Source organism: Comamonas resistens, from assembly GCF_030064165.1.
Lineage (GTDB): Bacteria > Pseudomonadota > Gammaproteobacteria > Burkholderiales > Burkholderiaceae_C > Comamonas > Comamonas resistens.
Map to the genome: position 1 here is coordinate 233448 of NZ_CP125947.1, position 23066 is coordinate 256513.

At 63.8% G+C, this 23066-nt stretch carries 20 protein-coding genes; 9 read left to right on the top strand and 11 right to left on the bottom strand.

The features are described 5' to 3' along the window. Positions 1-52: 52 nt before the first annotated feature. Both QMY55_RS01000 and QMY55_RS01005 read left to right on the top strand, forming a co-directional pair. On the top strand, positions 53-2179 hold the full coding sequence (locus tag QMY55_RS01000) for a PQQ-dependent dehydrogenase, methanol/ethanol family (protein WP_283486873.1): 2127 nt from the start codon (positions 53-55) through the stop codon (positions 2177-2179). Between the two features lie 345 nt (positions 2180-2524). Further along, on the top strand, positions 2525-3955 hold the full coding sequence (locus tag QMY55_RS01005; RefSeq protein ID WP_283486874.1) for an aldehyde dehydrogenase family protein: 1431 nt from the start codon (positions 2525-2527) through the stop codon (positions 3953-3955). A 55-nt stretch (positions 3956-4010) separates the two neighbouring features. Here QMY55_RS01005 and QMY55_RS01010 read toward each other — a convergent pair whose 3' ends face one another. From QMY55_RS01010 to QMY55_RS01035, 6 genes are all read right to left on the bottom strand, one after another. After that, on the bottom strand, positions 4011-4799 hold the full coding sequence (locus QMY55_RS01010) for a ProQ/FinO family protein (protein WP_283486875.1): 789 nt from the start codon (positions 4797-4799) through the stop codon (positions 4011-4013). 97 nt (positions 4800-4896) lie between these two features. After that, positions 4897-6150 (bottom strand): glycolate oxidase subunit GlcF, encoded by a 1254-nt coding sequence (gene glcF / locus QMY55_RS01015; RefSeq protein WP_283486876.1) that lies wholly within the window; start codon positions 6148-6150, stop codon positions 4897-4899. A gap of 17 nt (positions 6151-6167) precedes the next feature. After that, the gene (gene glcE / locus QMY55_RS01020; RefSeq protein WP_283486877.1) at positions 6168-7319 is read right to left on the bottom strand and encodes a glycolate oxidase subunit GlcE; all 1152 of its coding nucleotides are present in this window, start codon (positions 7317-7319) and stop codon (positions 6168-6170) included. A 130-nt stretch (positions 7320-7449) separates the two neighbouring features. Then, positions 7450-8793: an ammonium transporter gene (locus tag QMY55_RS01025; RefSeq protein WP_283486878.1), complete on the bottom strand. Its 1344-nt coding sequence runs from the start codon at positions 8791-8793 to the stop codon at positions 7450-7452. Positions 8794-8822: 29 nt separating this feature from the next. Further along, positions 8823-9161 (bottom strand): P-II family nitrogen regulator, encoded by a 339-nt coding sequence (glnK, locus tag QMY55_RS01030; protein WP_283486879.1) that lies wholly within the window; start codon positions 9159-9161, stop codon positions 8823-8825. An 18-nt stretch (positions 9162-9179) separates the two neighbouring features. Beyond that, entirely contained in the window at positions 9180-9932 is a 753-nt protein-coding gene (locus QMY55_RS01035; RefSeq protein ID WP_283486880.1) for a TorF family putative porin, read from the bottom strand. 496 nt (positions 9933-10428) lie between these two features. Between QMY55_RS01035 and QMY55_RS01040 the strand changes: the two genes are divergently transcribed. Then, complete coding sequence (locus QMY55_RS01040; RefSeq protein WP_283486881.1) at positions 10429-10947, top strand: DUF2165 family protein; 519 nt, start codon at positions 10429-10431, stop codon at positions 10945-10947. 76 nt (positions 10948-11023) lie between these two features. Here QMY55_RS01040 and QMY55_RS01045 read toward each other — a convergent pair whose 3' ends face one another. The 3 genes from QMY55_RS01045 to QMY55_RS01055 form a co-directional block, all read right to left on the bottom strand. Further along, positions 11024-12352 (bottom strand): sulfatase family protein, encoded by a 1329-nt coding sequence (locus QMY55_RS01045; protein WP_283486882.1) that lies wholly within the window; start codon positions 12350-12352, stop codon positions 11024-11026. Positions 12353-12559: 207 nt separating this feature from the next. After that, on the bottom strand, positions 12560-13552 hold the full coding sequence (locus QMY55_RS01050) for a Bug family tripartite tricarboxylate transporter substrate binding protein (RefSeq protein WP_283486883.1): 993 nt from the start codon (positions 13550-13552) through the stop codon (positions 12560-12562). Between the two features lie 44 nt (positions 13553-13596). Further along, positions 13597-14583, bottom strand: a complete 987-nt coding sequence (locus tag QMY55_RS01055) for a Bug family tripartite tricarboxylate transporter substrate binding protein (protein ID WP_283486884.1) — start codon at positions 14581-14583, stop codon at positions 13597-13599. Between the two features lie 93 nt (positions 14584-14676). On the opposite strand from QMY55_RS01055, the gene QMY55_RS01060 reads away from it, so the two are divergent. Both QMY55_RS01060 and QMY55_RS01065 read left to right on the top strand, forming a co-directional pair. Beyond that, the gene (locus QMY55_RS01060) at positions 14677-15213 is read left to right on the top strand and encodes a MarR family winged helix-turn-helix transcriptional regulator (RefSeq protein WP_283486885.1); all 537 of its coding nucleotides are present in this window, start codon (positions 14677-14679) and stop codon (positions 15211-15213) included. An 85-nt stretch (positions 15214-15298) separates the two neighbouring features. Further along, entirely contained in the window at positions 15299-16843 is a 1545-nt protein-coding gene (locus QMY55_RS01065) for a YifB family Mg chelatase-like AAA ATPase (RefSeq protein ID WP_283486886.1), read from the top strand. A gap of 13 nt (positions 16844-16856) precedes the next feature. Here the strand turns inward: QMY55_RS01065 and QMY55_RS01070 are convergent, their stop codons facing one another. Continuing rightward, complete coding sequence (locus QMY55_RS01070; RefSeq protein WP_283486887.1) at positions 16857-17786, bottom strand: LysR substrate-binding domain-containing protein; 930 nt, start codon at positions 17784-17786, stop codon at positions 16857-16859. Between the two features lie 108 nt (positions 17787-17894). Here QMY55_RS01070 and QMY55_RS01075 point away from each other — a divergent pair, with 108 nt between their 5' ends. From QMY55_RS01075 to QMY55_RS01090, 4 genes are all read left to right on the top strand, one after another. Next, positions 17895-19100, top strand: coding sequence for a YbfB/YjiJ family MFS transporter (locus tag QMY55_RS01075; protein WP_328517812.1), 1206 nt, complete (start codon positions 17895-17897; stop codon positions 19098-19100). Positions 19101-19208: 108 nt separating this feature from the next. After that, positions 19209-20273, top strand: a complete 1065-nt coding sequence (locus QMY55_RS01080) for an NAD(P)H-dependent flavin oxidoreductase (protein WP_283486889.1) — start codon at positions 19209-19211, stop codon at positions 20271-20273. A 141-nt stretch (positions 20274-20414) separates the two neighbouring features. Further along, positions 20415-21272, top strand: a complete 858-nt coding sequence (locus tag QMY55_RS01085; RefSeq protein ID WP_283486890.1) for an SDR family NAD(P)-dependent oxidoreductase — start codon at positions 20415-20417, stop codon at positions 21270-21272. 55 nt (positions 21273-21327) lie between these two features. Then, a complete protein-coding gene (locus QMY55_RS01090; RefSeq protein ID WP_283486891.1) occupies positions 21328-22125 on the top strand; it encodes a hypothetical protein in 798 nt (265 codons plus the stop codon). A gap of 127 nt (positions 22126-22252) precedes the next feature. On the opposite strand, the gene QMY55_RS01095 is transcribed toward QMY55_RS01090, so the two are convergent. Beyond that, entirely contained in the window at positions 22253-22996 is a 744-nt protein-coding gene (locus QMY55_RS01095) for an ABC transporter ATP-binding protein (RefSeq protein ID WP_283486892.1), read from the bottom strand. Between the last annotated feature and the right edge of the window lie 70 nt (positions 22997-23066).

Consider the following 23066-nt stretch of genomic DNA (forward strand, 5'->3'; position numbering starts at 1 on the left):
AACAGGCGATACACCATGCTTTGCGGCATAGCAATCACAACAGGAGACATCGATGGAACGGCTGATCGACAACTCTCGCGGACGGCCAGGCCGCATGCTTTGGCTGCTGGCCGCCTGCCTGGGCAGCGCAGCGGCTTTCGCACAGACCGACCCCGCAGTCCAGGCCGCTGCCGCCGTGCAGCGCGTCGACGGGGCCTTCATCCGCGCCAATGCCGCCAAGACGCCCGACTGGCCCACCACCGGCGTGGACTATGCGGAGACCCGCTACAGCCGCCTCGATCAGATCAATGCCGCCAACGTCAAGGACCTGGGCCTGGCATGGTCGTACAACCTCGAATCCACGCGCGGCGTGGAGGCCACGCCTGTCGTCGTGGACGGCATCATGTACGTCAGCGCCTCGTGGAGCGTGGTGCACGCCATCGACACCCGCACCGGCCAGAGGATCTGGACCTATGACCCGCAGATCGACCGCAGCACCGGCTTCAAGGGCTGCTGCGATGTCGTCAACCGCGGCGTGGCGCTGTGGAAGGGCAAGGTCTTTGTGGGTGCCTGGGACGGCCGCCTGATCGCGCTCGATGCCGCCACCGGCAAGGAGGTCTGGCACAAGAACACCTTCGAGGGGCAAAAGGGGTCGCTCACCATCACGGGCGCGCCGCGCGTGTTCAAGGGCAAGGTCATCATCGGCAACGGCGGCGCCGAATATGGCGTGCGCGGCTATATCACGGCCTATGACGCCGAGACCGGCGAGCAGAAATGGCGCTGGTTCAGCGTGCCCGGCGATCCGTCCAAACCCTTCGAGGACGAATCCATGAAGCGCGCTGCCAAGACCTGGGACCCCAGCGGCAAGTGGTGGGAAGCCGGTGGCGGCGGCACCATGTGGGACAGCATGACCTTCGATGCCGAGCTCAACACCATGTATGTGGGCACGGGCAACGGCTCGCCCTGGTCGCACAAGCTGCGCAGCCCCAAGGGCGGCGACAACCTGTATCTGGCTTCCATCGTGGCCCTGGACCCCGACACCGGCAAATACAAGTGGCACTACCAGGAAACGCCGGGCGACAACTGGGACTACACCTCCACCCAGCCCATGATCCTGGCCGACATCAAGATCGCCGGCAAGCCGCGCAAGGTCATATTGCATGCGCCCAAGAACGGTTTCTTCTTCGTGCTCGATCGCATCAACGGCAAGTTCATCTCGGCCAAGAACTTCGTACCCGTGAACTGGGCCAGCGGCTACGACAAGAACGGCAAGCCCATGAACATTGCCGCGGCGCGCGACGGCAGCAAGCCCCATGATGCGGTGCCGGGCCCGTATGGCGCGCACAACTGGCACCCCATGTCCTTCAACCCCCAGACGGGCCTGGTGTATCTGCCTGCGCAGAACGTGCCCGTCAACCTGATGGACGACAAGAACTGGGAGTTCAACCAGGCCGGGCCGGGCAAGCCCCAGTCGGGCACCGGCTGGAACACGGCCAAGTTCTTCAATGCCGAGCCGCCCAAGAGCCAGCCCTTCGGCCGCCTGCTGGCCTGGGACCCCGTTGCGCAAAAGGCCGCCTGGAGCGTGGAGCATGTCTCGCCCTGGAACGGCGGCACGCTGACCACGGCAGGCAATGTGGTGTTCCAGGGCACGGCGGACGGCCGTCTCGTGGCCTATAACGCGACCAGCGGCGAAAAACTCTGGGAAACGCCCACGGGCACCGGCGTGGTGGCCGCGCCCAGCACCTATATGGTGGACGGCAAGCAGTATGTCTCGGTGGCTGTGGGCTGGGGCGGGGTCTACGGTCTGGCTGCGCGCGCCACCGAGCGCCAGGGCCCGGGCACGGTCTACACCTTCGCCGTGGGCGGCAAGGCCAAGATGCCGGAATTCGTGGCCCAGCGCACGGGCCAATTGCTGCAGGGCGTGAAATACGATGCCGCCAAGGTCGAGGCCGGCACCATGCTGTATGTGGCCAACTGCGTGTTCTGCCACGGCGTGCCGGGTGTGGACCGCGGCGGCAATATTCCCAATCTGGGCTATATGGACGCGAGCTATATCGAGAACCTGCCCAACTTCATCTTCAAGGGCCCGGCCATGGCGCGCGGCATGCCGGACTTCACGGGCAAGCTGTCGGGAGATGACGTGGAGTCCATCAAGGCCTTCATCCAAGGCACGGCGGACGCCATCCGGCCCAAGAACTAAGAACGTGTTGATGATCTCCTCGCGCCGCGACAGAGACTTTGCGGGATGGGATACAAGGCGCGATACCGCAGCAATAGCCACGCTATTGCGAGGATTCGCAACGCCGCAGACCGCCCGCAAAGCCACCGTCCCGAAGGGTTGGAGCGAAATCGGGCGATTTCTGCGCGCTGTCTCTTGCTTGCACCCCGGTGCAAGCGGCGAGCCATCCGCTTCGAACTCATCCCGATTGCGCTCCAACGCGGCTGCGTAGAGATCGTCAACACGTTCTAACGCCTGTTTTTCACCGCGCCGGTGCGCTTGAACCGCGCACCGGCTGCCTTACGAGTCAGTACCAAGGAATCTTTCATGCAAGACCATCTGCAGTTCTATATCGACGGCCAATGGGTGAATCCGGTCAGCCCGCGCAGCCTGGACGTCATCAATCCCTCCAACGAGCAAGCCATCGCCCGCATCAGCATGGGCTCGGCCGCCGATGTGGACAAGGCCGTGGCCGCTGCGCGCCGCGCCTTCGAGAGCTATTCGCGCAGCAGCCGTGAAGAGCGCCTGGCCCTGCTGGCCAAGGTGCTGGAGGTCTACCAGCGCCGTTACGGCGACTTCGTGCAGACCATCTCGCAGGAGATGGGGGCGCCGCTGTGGTTGTCCAAGGCGGCGCAGGCCGCCATGGGTGTGGCCCATCTGGGCTCCACCATCGAGGTCCTCAAGAACTTCGCCTTCGAACATGTGCAGGGCAGCACCGCCGTCGTGCACGAGCCCGTGGGCGTGGTCGGCATGATCACGCCCTGGAACTGGCCCATCAACCAGATCATGTGCAAGGTTGCCCCGGCCCTGGCCGCTGGCTGCACCATGGTGCTCAAGCCTTCGGAGGTCGCGCCGCTCAATGCCCTGCTCGTGGCCGAGGTGCTGCACGAGGCCGGCGTGCCGGCCGGCGTCTTCAACCTCGTCAACGGCGACGGCCCCGGCGTGGGCGAGGTCATGTCCTCCCACCCCGACATAGACATGATGACCTTCACGGGTTCCACGCGCGCGGGCATTGCCGTGGCCAAGGCCGCGGCCGACAGCGTCAAGCGCGTGGCCCAGGAGCTGGGCGGCAAGTCCGCCAACATCGTGCTGGATGACGCCAATCTGCAAAAGGCCGTGACCCAGGGCGTGCAGGCGGTGCTGATGAATTCGGGCCAGAGCTGCAACGCCCCCACGCGCATGTTCGTGCCGCGTGCCCTGCATGGGCAGGCCGTGGAGATCGCGCGCAGCGTCGCCGCAGCAGCGACCGTGGCCGATGCGCTGGCCGAGGGCATGCACATGGGTCCCGTGGTCAGCGAGGCGCAATGGGGCAAGATCCAGGCCCTGATCCGCAAGGGCATTGAAGAGGGCGCGACCCTGGTGGCGGGCGGCACGGGCCGCCCCGAGGGGCTGACCCGGGGCTATTTCGTCAAACCCACGGTGTTCGCCGACGTGAGCAATGAGATGACCATCGCGCGCGAGGAGATCTTCGGTCCCGTGCTGGTGATGATTCCCTACGATGACGAGGAAGACGCCATCCGCATGGCCAACGACACGGTGTACGGCCTCTCGGGCTATGTGCAGTCGGCCAGCCTGGAGCGCGCGCGCCGTGTGGCCGCGCGCCTGCGCACGGGCATGGTGCACCTCAACGGCGCGGGGCCCGACTTCAATGCGCCGTTCGGTGGCTACAAGCAGTCAGGCAATGGCCGTGAATGGGGCGAGCACGGTTTCCGCGATTTCCTGGAAACCAAGGCCGTCATGGGCTACGGCGCGGCCTGATCTTTTCAACTTTGCTAGCTGCTGGCGCTTCTCTGGTAAGCGCTAGCGGCTATTTTTATTGATTTTTCTGCTGGCGGCGGCGCGCACGTTCCAGCTGTTGCACGACCTGACGCGGGTTCATGCCGTACATCTCGGCAAATTCCTGCTCCGAAGTCTGACCGCTGAGCTCGAAGGAGCGCAGCAGCGCCTCGTCCTTGGCGGCACGGGCATCGGCTTCTGCCAGGGCTTGCGCGACCAGGGTGTTGGTGGCTTCGTTCTTGCCCAGAACGCGCTCGGCATATTCCTCGCGGCTCAGGCCCGAGGCCTCGTAGGCCAGGGCAATGCGGTTGCGCAGCTTGGGCGTCAGGTCTTCCTGGGTGCGCTGCTGGCGGCGGCGGAAGACTTCGATCAGCGCATGGTGCACATGCTCGGGCAGCGTGGCTTCCACGGGTCGGCCGCTCAGGTCATGGCGCTGCTGGCCGCTGGCCATGGCGGCCAGATAGCGACCCGAGCGCGTGTGCTGCTGCAGCGCGGTCTTGAGGGCGTCCTTGTCCAGCTCGGGGTGAGCGGCCAGCAAGTCTTCGAAGATGCCGCGCTTGAAAGGCAGCAATTGCTCGCCAAACAGGGCAGGGTACCACTGGGCCAGTTGCTCCAGCAGCGGATTGGCCGGGCGCTGAGCCTGCTGGGGCTGGGCAGCCTGGGCCGGCTTGGCGGCATTGCCATCACGGCCACCGCCACGGCGGCCGTCGCTACGGCGCGAGCGGCGCACGGCTGTACCTTGCTGCTCTTGTGCAACGCTTTGGGCTTCGGGCTGCTGGGCAGCCTGGGCTTGCTGTTCTTGTGGTTGAGACAGGATTTCAGTCATGGCAAAGCCCGTGGGCTAAGGGGAAAAACCCCCAATCATGCCAGCATCGGCAAACTGCAGTGGCAATCGGGGGTGTCGGGCCGCTCCTGGAACCTGTTTACGCCGTCGCCAATGACTGGTCCAGCAGCTCTACCCAGTGCATCACCGGCACATCGGTGCCGTTTTGCAGGTGAACGATGCAGCCCATATTGGCCGAGAGAATGGCGGCTGGTTTGGCCGGCGCGAAAGGCTCGTCCAGCGCGGCAATCTTGCGCTCGCGCAGCTGATGCGAAATCTCGGGCTGCAGCACCGAATAAGTGCCGGCGGAGCCGCAGCACAGATGCGACTCGGTACGCGCCACGCGCACGTCGAAGCCCAGCTCGCGCAGTGCGCCTTCCACGCCGCCGCGCAGCTTCTGGGCATGCTGCAGCGTGCAGGGCGGGTGGTAGCCCACGGGCGCCTTGGGCGTCTGCAACTGGCCTTGCAACCTGGCTACCAGTTCGGGCAGCATGGCCGGCAGCAGCTCGCTCAGATCGCGGGTCAGCGCGCTGATGCGCGCGGCCTTTTCCGCGTACTGCGGCTCCAGCCGCAGCAGATGGCCGTATTCCTTGACGGTGGCGCCGCAGCCCGAGGCGTTCATCACGATGGCCTCGACCTCGCCGCGCTCCACCAGCGGCCACCAGGCGTCGATATTGGCGCGCATCTGGGCCTTGCCGCCATCCTGGTCGTTGAGGTGGAACTTCACCGCGCCGCAGCAGCCGGCCTTGTCGGCAATCACGGTCTGCACGCCCACGGCGTCCAGCACGCGCGCCGTGGCGTAGTTGATGCGCGGCATCATGGCCGGCTGCACGCAGCCGGCCAGCAGCAGCACCTTGCGGGCATGTTCGCGCGTGGGCCATGTGCCTGCGTCCTGTGCGGCAGGGATTTTTTCGGCCAGCGACTCGGGCAGCAAGCCCTTGACGGCGCGGCCCAGCTTGAGTGCAGGGGCGAACAGCGAGGAGTTCATGCCCTCCTTGAGCAGCCAGCGCTGCAGCTTTTCACCCGCGGGGCGCTCGACCTGCTCATCGACGATCTTGCGGCCTATGTCGACCAGATGGCCGTACTGCACGCCGCTGGGGCAGGTGGATTCGCAGTTGCGGCAGGTCAGGCAGCGGTCCAGGTGCTCCTGGGTGGAGCGCGTGGGCGTCTGACCTTCGAGCACCTGCTTGATGAGGTAGATGCGGCCGCGCGGGCCGTCGAGTTCGTCGCCCAGGGTCTGGTAGGTGGGGCAGGTGGCGGTACAGAAGCCGCAGTGCACGCATTTGCGCAAAATGGCTTCGGCCTCCAGCCCTTCGGGTGTGGCGCGGTATTCAGGAGCGAGATTGGTTTGCATGGTTCTTCTCCTGTTTCTTACCAGTTCGCCGACAGCCGGCCCACGTTGAAGATGCCCGCAGGGTCGAACGCCTGCTTGAGCCGGGCATGAATCTGGGCCGCGGTGCGGCCTGCTGCGCTGCTTTGGGCGTGAGCATCAAGATCGCTGATTCCCGATATCTGGTCTGCGCTTTCAGCTCTGAAAAGCGAAGCAGATCCGCCCACGGACTGGGCCAGTTGCTGCAGTGCTGCGGCCGCCGAGCGCGGCGCGCGCACCCAGCGTTGGGCGCCATGCCAGTCTATGAACGGACCCACGGCATCCGCAGGCAGTTGCAGCGGTGCGGTGGTGGCGGGTACGGACAGTCGCCACAGGCAGTGGTCGGCGGCGCGCTCCTGAAACCAGGGCAGGTTCAGATCGCGGCTGGCACTCCAGTCGGCGGCTACGGCATCGCTGTCCAGCCGCTCGCCACCCAGGCGCTGGCAGGCGGCCTGCACGGCCGCGCGCGCACCGCGCAGGCGCAGGTAGAGCGTGCCGCCGCTGCCTTCTTCCTGCAGCCAGTTGCTGGCGTTCAGCGGCAGCGGCTGGCCGCCCCACTGGTTGAGCCATTGCAACGCCTGCTGCTGGCTGCAATCGGCAAAGCGCAGCGTGGCCTCGGCAGGAGCCACGGGTAGCACCTTGAGGCTGACCTCGGTAATCAGGCCCAGAGTGCCCCAGCTGCCCGCCATCAGCCGCGATACGTCATAACCGGCCACGTTCTTCATCACCTGACCGCCATAGCGCAAGACTTCGCCCTGGCCGTTGATCATCTCCAGGCCCAGCACAAAGTCACGCACGGCACCCACATTGGCGCGCGAGGGGCCGGACAGGCCTGCGGCCACCATGCCGCCCACGGTGCTGCCGGGGCCAAAGTGCGGTGGCTCGAAGGCCAGGCATTGGCCCTGGGCTGCCAGCGCGGCTTCCAGCTCGGTCAGGGGAGTGCCGGCGAGCACGGTGACTACCAGCTCGCTGGGCTCGTAGCTGACGATGCCGCTGAGCGCCCGGGTGTCCAGCAGCTCGCCCTGCAGAGACAGACCGTGGAAATCCTTGCTGCCGCCGCCGCGAATGCGCAGAGGGGTCTTGTCATGGGTAGCGGCGCGAATGCGCTCGCTGATGGCTTTGATGTGGCTGGTGGCTGAATCCATGGCCTGCATGGTAGCGGCTGCGCCTTTGCGCGGGGCGAGAGGCGGCTGTGATTTTTTTGAAACGAGCGCTTGAATAAAAAAGCCCCGCAGCACAAGCTGCGGGGCAACGTAATGAAACTGAACAGAAGGCCGCGGTGTCTCAGCGTGTATAGGCGACCTCCCCATGAGAGGTGATATCCAGGCCTTGGCGCTCGGACTCTTCGGAGACACGCAGTCCCACGGTCAGAGAGGCAATCTTGTAGGCCACCAGGGAAACCACGCCGGACCAGACGATGGTCAGCAGCACGCTCTTGAGCTGTACCCACACTTGATGGGCCATGTTGTAGCCATCGGGCTCGATGCCACCCAGACCCTTGGCGCAGAAAACGCCGGTCAGGATGGCCCCCAGAATGCCGCCGACGCCGTGGACGCCGAACACGTCGCAGACATCGTCAACACCCAGCAGGCGCTTGAGGCCCGAGACACCCCACAGGCACAGAGGCCCGGCGATGAGGCCCATCACGATGGAGCCCATGGGGCCGACAAAGCCGGCGGCAGGGGTGATGCAGACCAGACCGGCCACGGCACCCGATGCGGCGCCCAGCATGGAGGCCTTGCCGCGGTGCAGCACCTCGGCCGAGAGCCAGGACAGGGCGGCTGCGCCGGTGGCCAGGATGGTGTTGATGAAAGCCAGACCGGCGATGCCGTTGGCAGCACCGGCGGAGCCGGCGTTGAAGCCGAACCAGCCCACCCACAGCAGGGATGCACCCACCATGGTCAGCGTCAGGCTGTGCGGGGGCAGGGCTTCCTTGCCGAAGCCGATGCGCTTGCCCAGCATATAGGCGCCCACCAGACCGGCGATAGCGGCGTTGATGTGCACCACGGTGCCGCCGGCAAAGTCCAGCGCGCCGTCTTCGGCCAGTAGACCGCCGCCCCACACCATATGGGCCATGGGAATGTAGGCAAAGCTGAACCACAGCACCGAGAACACGATCACGGCCGCGAACTTGATACGTTCGGCAAACGCGCCCACGATCAGCGCCACGGTAATGGCGGCAAAGGTGGATTGAAAGGCCACGAACACATATTCGGGAATGGTCTTGAGGGCACTGGACAAGGTGTCCGGCGTGATGCCCAGCAGAAACAGCTTGTCAAAGCTGCCAAAGAACTTGCCTTCGCCGCCAAAAGCCAGCGTGTAGCCGTAGATGGCCCACAGCACGGTGATCAGCGAGAAGATGACAAACACCTGGGCCAGCACGGACAGCATGTTCTTGCTGCGTACCAGGCCGCCATAGAACAGGGCCAGGCCGGGGATGACCATCAGAATCACCAACATGGTGGAGGTCAGCATCCAGGCCGTGTCGCCCGCGCTCAGCGTGGGCACGGTCTCCACTGCAGCGGCAACGGCGGGAGCCGCTGCAGGCACGGCATCCTGCGCCCATCCAGCTGCGCTGGCAGCCAGCAGGCCCAGTCCCAGGCCTGCGCTCAAAAGCTTCTTGGTCATGACTGTTTTCCTTGGAAAGCGTGAGGCAGTTACAGCGCCGATTCGCCGGTTTCGCCGGTACGGATGCGGATGGATTGCTCCAGCGGTTGCACAAAGATCTTGCCGTCGCCGATCTTGCCGGTGCGGGCCGCGCCTTCGATGGCATCGATCACGGACTCCAGCAGATCATCGGCAATGGCGACTTCGATCTTGAGCTTGGGCAGAAAGTCCACCACGTACTCGGCACCACGGTACAGCTCGGTATGGCCTTTCTGGCGGCCAAAGCCCTTGACTTCGGTGACGGTGATGCCTTGCACACCGATCTGGGAAAGCGCTTCGCGGACTTCGTCCAGCTTGAAGGGTTTGATGATGGCGGTCACCATTTTCATGACAGTCTCCTCAGCAAATCAAAAAGTCTTGGCCAGCGTCACGATCAGACGCGCCTTGTTCACATCACCGAAATAGGCCTTTTTGTTGGCACCTGCCACGACCGCAGCGAGGGAGAAGCCGTCTCCGAGGTCATAGGCACCGCCCGCGCTGTAGTCCACATAGTTGGGTACGCCCAGGCTTTTGATATCGCTGGAGAAATGCGTGTAGCCCAGCGATGCCTTCAGTGTCACCTTGGGGGCGACTTCCTGGCTGTAGGACAGCTGCAGATAGCCGGTGTTGCGGCCCTTGAGACCCGAGCCATCACGTGCGCCAGCCCAGCCGAAATAGTCCTTGGAGACGGTGTGCGAGTACTTGGCCGTGAAAGGCCCGTAAGTACCCGAGCCATAGATCTCGGTGGTGTTGCCACGGGTGTTGCCCGAGTAGACATAGGTCAGTGCACCCACATCCCAGTCGATGTCGCCTGCCTTGAACTTGTAGCCGCCGTAGACGTCGGTTTCCAGCGAGTTGCCGGGCAGCCAGTCCACCGAGGAGTTCCAGTTGCCCACATAGAAGCCGCTGTCGCCAAAGCTGTAGTCAAAACCGCCCTGCAGCGCGGGCTTGACGGCGCGGCTGCGGCTGCTGTCCTGGTCCTGACCACGGAACTTGTAGTTGGTGGTCAGCGCCACATTGGCCGACAGCTGTGCATGGGCCCACAGGGGCGAGGCCAGCACACAGGCCAGGGCTGAGGTTTTGGCGAAGGTTTTGAAACGGCTGGCAGCGAGACTGGGCATTCGGGGTTCCTCCGGTTTGCAAAAAATTCTTGGACAAAGCGGATAAAGCACAGACCGTGCCAACTCTTGCTTCCGCTCACAACGACTGGGCAGCCGTCTGGAACCCCATGAAATCTGCACCGCTTGCATGCAGGCCTGGGCCGAGATGGTCACGAGTTCAGGACGCTGCCAGGGGCGTTGCAGAGAAAAGGCACCAAAAAAGTGCATTCCATGGAGAGGTAGAGGGAGTTGCGTACATTTATTGACATATATCGGCGTCTGGAAAGACAATCGAGCCCCTTCCTGGTGCGGTACTCGATCCAGTCGGTCCGAGAGTTTCCCCAGCTCTCAACCGGCTTCAGGTTTTCCAGTCCCGATCCCCGCGCCTTCTGTGCCCTGCGCACATGTCTCTTTGGCCAATCCCGTTGGCACCCTGCTCTGCTGCCGGGCGAACGTTATGCGTTCGCCGCCGCGTAGCTGTCTGCAAATCCTCATCCATCACAATTCGGAGTCTCGAATGATCATTCGTCTGTCCAAAGCCGCCATGGTGCTTGCCATGGCTTTCTTCGCCACGCTGGTTGCCTTCGGCAACATCACCGACTACGCCACCAACTTCGCGTTTGTCCACCATGTGTTCCTGATGGACACCACCTTCCCCGGCAACGGCATCATGTACCGCTCCATCCAGCAGGAATGGATACATCACGCGGGCTATATCGGCATCATTGCGCTGGAGGGCAGCACCGCCATCCTGTGCTGGATCGGCGGCATCAAGCTGCTCAAGGCCCGCAATGCCCGGCCTGCAGCGTTTCGCGCCTCCAAGGCCTGGGCCATCGGAGGCTTGACACTGGGCTTTCTGACCTGGCAAGTAGCCTTCATGTCCGTGGGCGGAGAGTGGTTCGGCATGTGGATGTCCAAGCAATGGAATGGCGTGCCCGATGCCTTCCGCTTCTTCATCACGCTGCTGATTGTGCTCATCTACCTGACCATGGATAACGATGCCCTGCCTGAGTCGCAGGACAGCGTGGCACGCTGAAATTCACCATTCCGTGAAATGAAAAAAGCCTGCTGGCAGTGCACCGGCAGGCTTTGAATAGAAGATCGCTTCAGGCTCAGTAACTGGCCTGAGGCAGGTCGTTCCTGGTGAACACCAGCGAGACCTTGGCCTCTTCGGGGATCGGCGGCAGGCTCTGGTTCCACTGCTGCCAGGCGGCGCGCAGTTCGGCCAGTTTCTGCGGCTCGCGATCACGCAGATTGGCGCGCTCGCGAGGGTCAACCGCAATATTGAACAGGTACTCTATGCCCTCGACTTGCAGATATTTCCAGTCACCGCGGATCAGCGCTTTTTGCTCGCGATGCTTCATGCGCCAGGCCAGGTCGCGCTCGGGCGTCCAGCGCGGGTTCTGCATCAGCGGCAGCAGGCTGATGCCGTCCTGCGGATAGTCGGGGTGGGCGTTCACGCCGGCAGCAGCCAGGAAGGTGGTGGACCAATCCATGGTCAGGTTGGGTGTGTCGCAGACGGCACCCGCAGTCATGCGGGCCGGCCAGCGGGCCAACAAGGGCACGCGGATGCCGCCCTCCAGCAGGTCCATCTTCTGGCCGACAAAAGGCCAGTTGTTGGAGAAGCGTTCACCACCGTTGTCGCTGGTGAAGACGATGAGCGTGTTCTCGCTCATGCCTTGCTCCTCCAGCGCATCGAGCAGCCAGCCTATGCCCTCGTCCATGTGGTGGATCATGCGCTGGTAGGTGGCGATGGAGCCGCCGTCCACATGCTTGCCCATGCCCTTGAGGCGCTCGGACTCCGCGCGGTCTTCGCGCGTCAGCCAGGGCCAGTGCGGGGCGCTGTAATGCAGCGACAGGTAAAAAGGCTTGTCGGCCGACTGGCGCTTGATGAAGTCCACGGCGCGGCGGCTCAGCAGATCGGTCAGATAGCCGTCTTCCTCATGCGGCTCTTCGTTGAGCCAGAAGTCGGGGCGGCCGCGCGGATCGCAATGCGCGAAGTAGTCGGCGCCACCGGCGTGAAAGCCGTAGAACTCCTCATAGCCCGATTGACGTGGACCAAAGTGTGGCGGGTAGCCCAGATGCCATTTGCCCACCAGGGCCGTGGCGTAACCGGCATCGCGCAGCAGCGAGGCCACCGTGGGGTGATCGGGCGGCAGGCCCAGCACCTTGTCGCCATGCGCGCTGGCAATCGGCTCCTCGGCCGCGCCGCGCAGACGGTATTGCCAGCGACCCGTGGCCAGCGCAAAACGCGTGGGCGAGCAGACGGCAGAGTTGGCGTAGCCGCGCGTGAAGCGCAGGCCCTGGGCGGCCATGGCGTCCAGTCTTGGCGATACGTCGGTGGCATTGTTGTGCGCATCGCGTGCGCCGGTACAGCCCAGGTCGGCGTAGCCCAGGTCGTCGGCAAGGATGAAGATCAGATTGGGGCGGGGATCGGTCATGGAAGAAATCAGGGAAAGCTAAAAACAGAAGCTGGCAGCGCCTGTCAACAAAGGGTTTGAGTGTGTTTTCAATATAAAACCCATGATTTAAAAGAGCAGGCAGCTCCTAAAAAGGCATGTCTCAAGCGAGAGACGCCGAGCAAGAGCCGCCTCGCGGCGACGGCGTCGTCCCCCTCAGGGGGAAGGCGCGCAGCGCCTCAGGGGGATTCAAGGTCTGAAGCCTGAACGCTGCACCACGGGTGCCCACTGCGTGCGATAGGCCTTGAGCATGGTCTCGGTCTGCGCGGCGCTGCTGACCACGGGGATCAGATTGGAGGCCGCAAACTTCTGCTGGGTGTCGGGATCCTTCATGACCTCCTGCACCAGCTCGGACAGGCGCTGCACCGTGGCCGGCGCTATGCTTTGCGGCGCGAACAAGGTGTTCCAGCCCGTGCCGACCAGGTTCACGCCCAGTTCCTTGAGCGTGGGAATGTTCGGCGCCATGGGACTGCGCTTTTCGCCTGAAGTGGCCAGCACGCGCAGCTTGCCTGCTTCGATCTGGGGGATTTGCGTATCGAAGGTGTCCACGGCGATCGGCACCTGGCCGCCCATCAGGTCGGTGAGCAGCGGGCCAGATCCCTTGTAGCCCACGACCTCGACGGGCACCTTGGCTGCCTCACCCAGCATCAGCGCGAAGAAGTGCGGCAGGCTGCCCGTGGCGGGGACGCCGAAATTGGCCTGTTGCGGATTGGCCTTGATCCAGGCCAGCAGGTGCGAAAGCTCCTTGACCGGCACGGCGCTGGCCACGGCCAGACCGAACTCGTAGCGGTTCACCTCGCTGATCGCACGGAAGTCCTTTTCCGGGTCGTAGCCAGAGTCATGAAAGACCAGCGGCGCCACCACCATGACGGCGGGGTTGGCCAGCAGGATGGCGGGTTGGGCTGCCGGAGCGTTTTTCACATACTGGGCCGAGAGGCGGCCGCCGGCTCCGGGCTTGTTTTCCACGATCACGGGGCTGCCGAGTTTGGCCTGCAGCTTGTCTGCCACCAGACGCGCCACGCGGTCGGTGGCGCCGCCTGGCGGGTAGCCCACGACAATGCGCAGCGGCGTCTTGGCGGGGAACAGCGGTGCTGCGGTCTGGGCCTGCGTCACAGCGGGCATCAGTGCGCAGGCGGTCAGCACGGCGCCTAGCGCCAGCTTGCTCAATTCTCTTCGCTGCATGGGGGTGTCTCCTGGTGTTTGGGGGCGGATGGCGGTTCTGCCATTTATTCAGCCTTGAGCTGAATTTTGCGGGTCAACGCTTCCCATTTCCCGGAGAGCTCCTTGGCTTTTTGCTGGGCCTGATCGGCAGTGCTGCCCACCATCTCGATGTCCACCGGCTTCACGCGATCTTGTTGTTCCGGCGAGCGGATGGCGACTTCCATGGCCTCTAGAAAGCGCTTCTGTATATCGGCGGGCACTCCCTTGGGGGCGGCCAGGAACAGCCAGAAAGTGCCATCGAATTCGGGGTAGCCTGACTCGGCAATCGTGGGCAACTGCGGCATCAGCGTGGAGCGCTGCTTGCCCGAGGTGGCCAGGGCCGTCACGCGGCCGCTCTGGATCTGCGGCAGCACGGTAGGGGCCGCCAGAAAACCGCAGTCCACCTGTCCGCCCATGAGGTCCTGCATGGCCGGGGCCGGGCCTTTGTAGGGGATATGCACCATCTTCACCCCGGTGGTGGAGAGCAGGGATTCCATGACCAGATGTCCTGGGGAGCCGGCTCCACCCGTCGCATAAGTCAGCTCCCGGGTCTTGGCCGCATCGATCATGTCTTTGACGGATTTGAAGCCAAGCTTGGGGTTGCAGATCAGCGTCTGTGAAAACCTGGCCGCGGCATTGAGCACCACGATGGCGTCGCTGGAGTAGCCAATGTTCTTGTAGATATGTTTGTTGACGGTCAGCACCGGGTCCATGGCCCACAGCCATGTATAGCCGTCAGCGGCCGCTCGGGCCACTTCGGCGGCTCCGATATTGCCGTTGGCTCCGGCTCGGTTTTCCACGATCACGGGCTGGCCCAGCGCCTTCTGCACTGCGGCAGCCAGAGGGCGGATCGCGATGTCGGAGGGGCCGGCCGGAGGGTTGGGAACGATGATGCGTATGGGCTTGAGAGGCCAGTTCTGAGTCGCATGCGCCGCTGTCGGCAGCGCGGGTGCCAGCAAAGAGGCTGCCGCCAGCGCGGCCAGGGCTCGGCGGATGATCGGACGGCGGGGCATGGTGTGTCTCCTGGTCGTTGTTCTGGAGGCCACTGTAAGCAGTGGCCGGATAATGGATCTAATCCATCATTCCTAGAGAAAACCCATAGCCCCATGTCCAAGGATCAGCGCCATCCATGGCGACAACCATCGCAGCTGGACGATCTGTTCCTCTATCAGCTCGCTCGCCTGATGAGTGCGGCAGGCAGCATGGTCGTGCGCCTGTGCGAGGGCGGATACGGCATCACCCGTCGTGAATGGCGCATGATAGGTTTGCTGGCGGAAAAGGGGCCCTTGCGGCCATCACAGCTTGCAGAACATGCACAGCTGGACCGCACCCGGACTTCACGCACCATCTCTGGCTTGATCGAGAAGGGCCTGCTGCAGAAACAGAGCATTGCTGCTGACAGGCGTCAGGCGCTGGTACAACTCACATCGTCGGGGATCAAGCTGCATGGGCAGCTGTTTCCGCAGGTTCAGGCCATCAATCAGGAACTGCTCGGTGATGTGAGCGATGCCGAGCTGCAAATGCTCTCCACGGTGTTTGAGCGCATCGGCCAGACGGCGGCGGGCATGGAGCAGCGGGGAGATTTTCCCAAGGCCGAACGCAGGCTAGGTCGGGCTTACGTGACCAAGGCGCTGAAGGACTAGCGGCGGTTGGGGCTGTGCTCATCCCTATTGCCTCCGGCACGGACTCCCGCATACCCTAGGCGCTCATCATGGAGCGAGGGCGCTTATGGGACTTGCACTGATTCAAAGCCGTGCCTTGCTGGGCCTGGATGCGCCCGGCGTCACCGTGGAAGTCCATCTGGCCAACGGCCTGCCGTCGTTCACCTTGGTGGGGCTGGCCGATGTGGAAGTCAAGGAAGCGCGCGAACGCGTGCGTGCGGCCATCGTCAATGCGGGGCTGGAGTTCCCCAATAACAAGCGCATCACCGTCAACCTCGCACCTGCCGATTTGCCCAAGGATTCCGGACGCTTTGATTTGCCGATTGCCCTGGGCATTCTGGCGGCCAGTGGCCAGATTGACGCGGCCAGGCTGGCGGATTACGAGTTTGCGGGCGAGCTTTCGCTGACCGGCGCGCTGCGCCCGGTGCGCGGGGCTCTGGCCACGGCGCTGGCCCTGCAACGTCAGCAGCACAGCGTGCGGCTGGTACTGCCGCCAGAAAGCGCGCAGGAGGCCGCTTTTGTTCCGGCCATCGAAGTCTTCAGCGCCTTGCATCTGCTCGATGTGGTGCGGCAGTTCATCGCCCATGAAGCGCAGCCTGATCTGGAGGCCGATCAAGCGACAGCGGCCGGCTGGCAGCGCGTGCAGACCTTATCCGCGCAAGCGCAGAGCCATGGACTGGATCTGCGCGAGGTACGCGGTCAGGTACAGGCCAAGCGCGCTCTTGAAATTGCAGCTGCTGGCGCGCATGGGGTCTTGATGATCGGCCCGCCGGGCTCTGGAAAGTCCATGCTGGCCCAGCGTTTTGCCAGCCTGCTGCCGCCCATGAGCGACGAGGAGGCACTGGAGGCGGCGGCCGTCGCCAGCCTCTGCGGTCGTTTTAGCGCCGCGCAATGGCGTCAGCGCCCGTTTGCATCGCCCCATCACACGGCCAGCTCGGTGGCGCTGGTTGGTGGTGGCTCGCCGCCCCGGCCCGGAGAGATTTCATACGCCCATGGCGGTGCGCTATTTTTAGATGAGCTGCCCGAGTTTGCCCGCAGTGCGCTGGAGGCCTTGCGCGAGCCGTTGGAGACGGGGCGTATCACCATCGTCAGGGCGGCGCAGCGCGCGGAATTTCCGGCGCGCTTTCAGCTGATTGCGGCCATGAATCCCTGCCCCTGCGGCTACTGGGGTTCGCGTGTGCGGGCCTGTCGCTGCACGCCCGATCAGGTAGCGCGCTATCAGGCTCGCATCAGCGGGCCGCTGCTGGACCGCATCGATCTGCATGTGGAAGTGGCGGCGCTGCCGCCGCAGGAGCTGCTGGCTGTGGCTGAAGGCGAAAGCAGTGCCGATGTGCAGCAACGCGTGGCCCAGGCGCGTGAACGGGCCATGCAGCGCCAGGGCCAGCCCAACCATTTGCTGCAGGGCGCGCAGCTTGATGCTCATCTGCAGCTCGACCCGGATGCGTTGGCCTTTGCCCACAAGGCTGCAGCCCGTCTGGGCTGGTCCGCACGCGGCACGCACCGCGCGCTGAAGGTGGCGCGCACGATTGCCGATCTAGCAGGCTCGGACGGCATCGCCCAGGCCCATGTGGCCGAGGCATTGCAGTACCGTAGAGCCCTGATGCAGGCCTGAAGCCGGACCATCCTCAGGCCGCCATGGCCAGCGGCACTGGCCGCGATTCGCGGCTTTGCGGATCCACGCCGAGCACTTTGGCAAACGCATGGACGGCAGGCGACCAGCCCTCCAGCGCGCCGCTCACAAAACAGGTGTCTACCCAGGCCAGCTCGCGGCCGGTCTTGCCGGGCAGGGTCATCCAGTGCACATCAAAGCGCTGTTGCTGGGCCTCGACCAGGGAGCGAGACAACAGCGCATAGCCCATGCCAGCAGCCACGCAGCCCAGAATGGTGTCCAGCATGCCCAGCTCCATGATGCGTACGGCGCTGATGCCCATGGAGGCCATCAGCAGCTCTATGCGCTGACGGTAGCTGCAGCCCTGGCGGAAAGCGAGGAACACCGAAGCGCAGAAATCATCGGCGCTCGGAAACTGCTTCAGAGGCTTGTTGCTGACCAGCACCAACTCCTCGCGGAACACGGGCCAGGAATGCAGATCGCTTTGCGGTGCCGCGCCGTTGATGAAGGCGCAGTCGATACGCCCGGCTCTCAGCTCGTCCAGCTGGCTGGCAGTGGGGCTGACCGCCAGTTCCAGATCAATGCCCGGGTGCTGCTGGCGCAACCGGGCCAGCAGCGGCGGCAGGCGCAGTGCGGCCGTGGTTTCCATCGAACCTATGCGCAGCACGCCGGTGATGGGGCCCAGCGCAAACTGCGGCGATTGCAGCAGGGCCAGAGCATGATCGTGGGACTGGAGCATCTGCCGCGCATACTGCAGCAAGGTATGGCCGGCAGGCGTGGGAAATACCGGATTGGCACGCACCAGCAGTTGTGCGCCTACTTCGTCTTCCAGTTTCTTGATATGGGCCGTGACATTGGATTGCACGGTATGCAGTCGCTGGGCCGCAATACCAAAGCTGCCGCTTTCGCAGACGGCCTCGAACATGCGCAGGGATTTGAGTTGCATGGCAGTCCTTGTAATCTCAAATAAAGATGCTGTTTATCATTTTGAATCATTGGACATGATTGCTGCGCTGCGCGTAATCTTGCCCCAATACCGCAATGGGAATGCCCTGTGATCGCGCGCAAAGAACTTCCTCTCCTGTTGACCGGCTTCATGGCCACGCTCAGTGGTGTGGGGCTGGCACGTTTTGCCTATACGGCACTGATGCCGCAGATGGTGCATGCCGGCTGGTTCAGTGGCGAGCAGGTCGCCTATCTGGGGGCTGCCAATCTGCTGGGTTATCTGATCGGGGCTCTGGCCGCTGCGCCCTGGGCCGAGCGCATGGGGGCCTTGCGTGTGCTGGTGATCTGCTGGGTGGCTGTGGCATTGAGCTTTGCCGGTTGCAGCCTGCCCCTGCCCATGGCCGTGTTCTTTGTCTGGCGGCTGGTATCGGGTATTGCCGGGGCTGCCCTCATGGTACTGGGGCCGTCGGTGGCCATGGCGGCTGTGGTGCCGGCGCGTCGTGCGGCCCTGGGGCCGCTGATGTTCTGCGGCATTGGTGTGGGTGCGCTGCTGGCCGCCACGTTGGTGCCCATGTTTGCACGCAGCAGCCTGGGTGCCGTCTGGTGGGCTCTGACCTTGCTCAGCGCCATGGCCGCCTGGGTGGGTTGGCAGGCGGCACGACAGATAGGCGTGCATGCGCCTGTGGCCATCACGCCTATGCATATACCCACGGCAAGCGCCGCACCGCGTACCGCGATCTGGAGCACGGCCGTGGTGATGGTGTTTCTGGCCTATACCTGCGATGCCTTCGGCTTTGTGCCGCACACCGTGTTCTGGGTGGATTATCTGGATCGTGAGCTGCAGCTGGGTGCGGGCTATGCCTCCACACAATGGGCATTCTTTGGCCTGGGTGCGATTGCCGGGCCGCTGTGCGCGGCGCTTTGCGCAACACGTTGGGGCTGGTGGGGAACGGCCACGGGTGCCTATCTGGTCAAGGCCACGGCCATCGGTCTGCCGCTGTTGCTGACGGGCTTTGGCGCCCATGCCATCTCTGGCTTTCTGGTGGGGGCGCTTTCGCCCGGCATGTCGGCCATCACCTCCGGTTATCTGATGCAATTGATAGGCCCCGATCAGCACAAGAAAATGTGGGGCTATGCCACGGCGGGCTTTGCGCTGCTGCAGGCCACCTCCGGCTATCTGATGGCCTTCATCTATGCGAGCGTGGGCAGCTATCGCCCGCTGTTCGCGCTGGGCTGTGCGGGGCTGACCTTGGGTGCCCTGCTGGTGTTCTGCAGCCGCTTGAGCCGCGTGCATGCGAATGCAAAATTTCAGTAGGACTTGCGCAGACAAGCCGGGCCGCGGCTGCGGATGCACCAGGGCTGCGGTCTTGAGGTGCGGCTCTTGGCCCAACCCGATTTGCGTAAGTGGTGTTCAGGAAATGCGATGACTTCTCTACCTTCATGGATGGCCAATCTGGGCCTGCTGTCTCCGATCATTCAAGCGCCCATGGCCGGGACTTCAACGCCGCAACTGGCTGCCGCCGTCAGCAACGCGGGTGCTCTGGGGTCGGTAGGCATAGGTGCTTACGGCGTGGATCAGGCACGCCAGCATATTGAGCAGACCCTGGCGCTGACGGATCGCCCTTTCAACGTCAATCTGTTCTGCCACCAGGCCGCTGCAGCCGATGCCATGCGCGAAGCGCAGTGGCTCCAGTATCTGGCGCCGGAATTTGCCCGCTTCGGCGCGCAGGCCCCGTCCGTGCTGCGCTGCATCTATGAGTCCGCCGTGGGCAATGCGCCGCTGCAAGCCATGCTGTTGGAGCTGCGCCCGGCCGTGGTGAGCTTTCATTTCGGCCTGCCCGAGCAAAGCTTTATCGACGCGCTGCGAGCTGCGGGCATCACCACGCTGGCTTGCGCCACCCATCTCGATGAAGCGCGCCAGATCGAGCAGGCCGGCGTGGATGTGATCGTGGCCCAGGGCATGGAGGCGGGTGGCCATCGCGGGGCTTTTGTACCCGAGCAGGACAGATTGATGGGCGTGTTCGCATTGGTGCAGTTGCTGGCGCGTGAATGCAGCCTGCCCGTGGTGGCAGCGGGCGGCATCATGGACGGCGCAGGCGTTGCCGCAGCGCTGCAACTGGGGGCCAGCGCCGTGCAGATGGGCACGGCCTTCATTCTTTGCCCGGAGTCGGCTGCCAGCGCCGCCTACCGGGCCGAGTTGCAAAGCGAGCAGGCCCAGCACACGGCCATCACGGCAGCGATTTCGGGCCGGCCCGCACGCGGCATGTTCAACCGCTTGCACCAACTGGGGCGTGACTATATTGGCGAGTTGCCCGCATATCCCATGGTCTATGACGCGGGCAAGGCACTGCACCAGGCGGCAGCGGCCCAGGGCAGCAGCGACTATGCCGCGCATTGGGCAGGCCAGGGCGCGCCGTTGGCGCGGGCCATGCCCGCAGCGCAGCTGGTGCAGACCCTGGTGCAGGAGCTGGAAGAACATAGAAGTTGATAGCTGCTGGCGCTTGCTGGCATTGAGTTGCAAGCTGCTTTCATTGAAATATGGCAAGCGCCGCCCCTAGTCCTTATAGAGGTAGCCAGCAGCCAGAACTTGCTCCAAATTGATCCGATCAATCACAAGACGGAGACCGGAATGAGCAAGGCTTTGGTATGCGTAGTCACGGGTGCCAGTCGTGGCGTGGGCCGCGGTGTGGCGCTGGCACTGGGAGCTGCGGGTGCGACGGTCTATGTGACGGGGCGCAGCGTGAAAGAGGGCGACTCGCCCTTGCCCGGTACCGTAGGCCAGACGGCGGCCGATGTGACGGCTGCGGGCGGCACGGGCATTGCCGTGGCCTGCGACCATGGTGATGACGCCCAGGTGGCAGCACTGTTCGAGCGCGTGCGTCGCGAGCATGGTCGGCTCGACATCCTGGTCAATTGCGCGATCGCGATTCCCGATGCGCTGACCGTGCCCGGTCCGTTCTGGCAAAAGCCGCTGAAGATGACCGAGCTGCTCGATGTGGGCCTGCGCTCCACCTACGTGGCCAGCCATTGCGCGGCCGGCCTGCTGATTGCGGCGCGTGGCCTGGTGGTCAATATCTCGTCGGCAGGTAGCCGCTGCTATATGCACGGCCCGGCCTATGGCGTAGGCAAGGCCGGCACGGACAAGATGAGCTTTGACATGGCCCATGATTTCAAGCCTGCCGGCGTGAGCGTGGTCTCGCTCTGGCCCGGTCTGGTCAGGACAGAGCGCTCCGAACGCGTCTGTGCGGCGGAGCCCGAGAAATATGGCGACAGCTTTGACAGCGCCGAAACTCCGCAGTTCATAGGCCGGGTGGTGCTGGCCCTGTATGGCGATGCCGAATGCCTGGAAAAGCGCTCGGGCGGCGTGTTCTACACAGCCGAGCTGGCAAGCCAGTACGGCGTGCAGGACATCGACGGCGCGCAGCCGCCGTCGCCGCGCGCCTACTTCGGCACGCCACCGGAGTTCAGCCCGGTGGTGGTGGAATAGTGCGCTTCACTATCATCGGCAGTGCTTGTTCAATTTCCCTCCAGGTGCTTCAAGCATGAAGAAATTTGCCATTGCGTTGCTGATGCTCTGCGGCCCGGTTTTTGCGGTGCTGGCGCAGGTTGATCGCACCCACAAGCCCGCGGAGGACGCCCGTTGGATCACGCTGATCGTGCAGGCCCAGGAAGGTCTGCAGCCCTTGCCCATCTCACTGAAGTACGAAGCGCAGAAATGCAAGGAAGAGAGGCCCTACGGTGTGGGCGGGCAGTCGCAAAGCGGCAGCATGCTCATGCGGGCACTGAGCTTTGAAAAGCCATCATGGACCAAGAAGGCAGGCAGTCATGACTACCTGCTGAGCTTTGCCCTGGATGGCGGAGGTGACTGCCAATGGCAGCTGCAGTCGCTAGAGTTCAGGCTGCAGTACCAGAGCCGGGATCCCCGGGCCAAAAACCAGCAGGCCCAGTCAGGCCAAATCGATATTGATTTTCGCAATGACAAATCGGCGTTGCGCCGCGCCGATGTGCGCATGAAGCTGGACTATTTCCCGGTGCTGGTGCTAGGTGATGACGCCGCGAAAAACCAGCTCAAGCTGCGCGCCAAGATGCTGTACTTGCTACCCCACTTTGATCCGCCAGAGTCCGGCATCATCGTGCTGCGCTCCCAGGTTTTTGAGGACATGACGCTGATCGCGCGCCAGAGCCCGGAAGATCGCTACAGCTATCTTCTTCAATACCCGGATGGGTCGACGGGCAAGGCTTCGTCCCAGGACACCATTGGCGTGGAGGACAGCCGCATGCAATGCCTGCTGGAGACGGGCAAGCCCGTCTGCGGCAAATACCCTGGGGACGCCGATTAAGACTCTCTGACACAACCCTTGATACGTCGTTGCTTCGCCTTGCTGTACTCTGGAACTGCCTGTGGCTTCGCGCCTCGTCTCAAACGCATGCTGGGTCGTGTCAGCGGCTCCAAGACCAGGCCTTGATTCACACGCCCAGATATTGCTTGCGCACCGCCGCGTCGGCCGCCAGTTTGCGCATGGGAGCCTGGTGCACGATCTGGCCCTTTTCCAGCACATAGGCGCGGTCGGCCACGACCTCGGCGAACGGCAGGTTCTGCTCGCTGAGCAAGATGCCTATGCCTTGCGCCTTGAGCTCCAGAATCGTGCGCGCCATCTGCTCGACGATGACGGGGGCCACGCCTTCCGAAGGCTCGTCCAGCAGCACCAGATAGGGTTGGCCCATCAGCGTGCGCGCCACGCTCAGCATCTGCTGCTCGCCGCCGCTCATGCGCCCGCCTGGGCGGGCGGGCATCTCGCCGAGGTTGGGAAACAGCGCAAACAGCTTCTCGGGCGTCCAGTGCGGAACTGCAGTGCCATCGGGCCATTGACGCGGTTTTTGCCGGCCGACTTCCAGGTTCTCCAGCACCGTGAGTTCGGTGAAGATGCGCCGGTCTTCGGGTACATAGCCGAGACCGCGCCGGGCAATCTGGTGCGAGGCTTTTTGAGCAATGGATTCGCCCATGAAGCGGATGCGTCCTTCGCGGCGCGGCACCAGGGCGGCAATGCTTTTGAGCGTGGTGGATTTGCCCGCACCGTTACGCCCCATCAGCGCGACGACTTCGCCCCGGCCCACGTTCAGCGCTACGTCGTGCAGGATATGGGCCGCGCCATACCAGGCATTGAGACCGTCGACTTCAAGTAATTTACTGTTCTGGCCCTTGTCCATCATGCGCTGCCTGCTATGTTTTTCATTAAAAATGATATGGAATGGCAATCATCGTTGGTTGCCGGTGAAGCGG

What these genes read in the sequence shown, in the direction of transcription:
- QMY55_RS01000 (WP_283486873.1), top strand. Translation starts at nt 53, where the DNA reads ATGGAACGGCTGATCGACAACTCTCGCGGACGGCCAGGCCGCATGCTT.
- QMY55_RS01005 (WP_283486874.1), top strand. Translation starts at nt 2,525, where the DNA reads ATGCAAGACCATCTGCAGTTCTATATCGACGGCCAATGGGTGAATCCG.
- QMY55_RS01010 (WP_283486875.1), bottom strand. Translation starts at nt 4,799, where the DNA reads ATGACTGAAATCCTGTCTCAACCACAAGAACAGCAAGCCCAGGCTGCC.
- glcF (WP_283486876.1), bottom strand. Translation starts at nt 6,150, where the DNA reads ATGCAAACCAATCTCGCTCCTGAATACCGCGCCACACCCGAAGGGCTG.
- glcE (WP_283486877.1), bottom strand. Translation starts at nt 7,319, where the DNA reads ATGCAGGCCATGGATTCAGCCACCAGCCACATCAAAGCCATCAGCGAG.
- QMY55_RS01025 (WP_283486878.1), bottom strand. Translation starts at nt 8,793, where the DNA reads ATGACCAAGAAGCTTTTGAGCGCAGGCCTGGGACTGGGCCTGCTGGCT.
- glnK (WP_283486879.1), bottom strand. Translation starts at nt 9,161, where the DNA reads ATGAAAATGGTGACCGCCATCATCAAACCCTTCAAGCTGGACGAAGTC.
- QMY55_RS01035 (WP_283486880.1), bottom strand. Translation starts at nt 9,932, where the DNA reads ATGCCCAGTCTCGCTGCCAGCCGTTTCAAAACCTTCGCCAAAACCTCA.
- QMY55_RS01040 (WP_283486881.1), top strand. Translation starts at nt 10,429, where the DNA reads ATGATCATTCGTCTGTCCAAAGCCGCCATGGTGCTTGCCATGGCTTTC.
- QMY55_RS01045 (WP_283486882.1), bottom strand. Translation starts at nt 12,352, where the DNA reads ATGACCGATCCCCGCCCCAATCTGATCTTCATCCTTGCCGACGACCTG.
- QMY55_RS01050 (WP_283486883.1), bottom strand. Translation starts at nt 13,552, where the DNA reads ATGCAGCGAAGAGAATTGAGCAAGCTGGCGCTAGGCGCCGTGCTGACC.
- QMY55_RS01055 (WP_283486884.1), bottom strand. Translation starts at nt 14,583, where the DNA reads ATGCCCCGCCGTCCGATCATCCGCCGAGCCCTGGCCGCGCTGGCGGCA.
- QMY55_RS01060 (WP_283486885.1), top strand. Translation starts at nt 14,677, where the DNA reads ATGTCCAAGGATCAGCGCCATCCATGGCGACAACCATCGCAGCTGGAC.
- QMY55_RS01065 (WP_283486886.1), top strand. Translation starts at nt 15,299, where the DNA reads ATGGGACTTGCACTGATTCAAAGCCGTGCCTTGCTGGGCCTGGATGCG.
- QMY55_RS01070 (WP_283486887.1), bottom strand. Translation starts at nt 17,786, where the DNA reads ATGCAACTCAAATCCCTGCGCATGTTCGAGGCCGTCTGCGAAAGCGGC.
- QMY55_RS01080 (WP_283486889.1), top strand. Translation starts at nt 19,209, where the DNA reads ATGACTTCTCTACCTTCATGGATGGCCAATCTGGGCCTGCTGTCTCCG.
- QMY55_RS01085 (WP_283486890.1), top strand. Translation starts at nt 20,415, where the DNA reads ATGAGCAAGGCTTTGGTATGCGTAGTCACGGGTGCCAGTCGTGGCGTG.
- QMY55_RS01090 (WP_283486891.1), top strand. Translation starts at nt 21,328, where the DNA reads ATGAAGAAATTTGCCATTGCGTTGCTGATGCTCTGCGGCCCGGTTTTT.
- QMY55_RS01095 (WP_283486892.1), bottom strand. Translation starts at nt 22,996, where the DNA reads ATGATGGACAAGGGCCAGAACAGTAAATTACTTGAAGTCGACGGTCTC.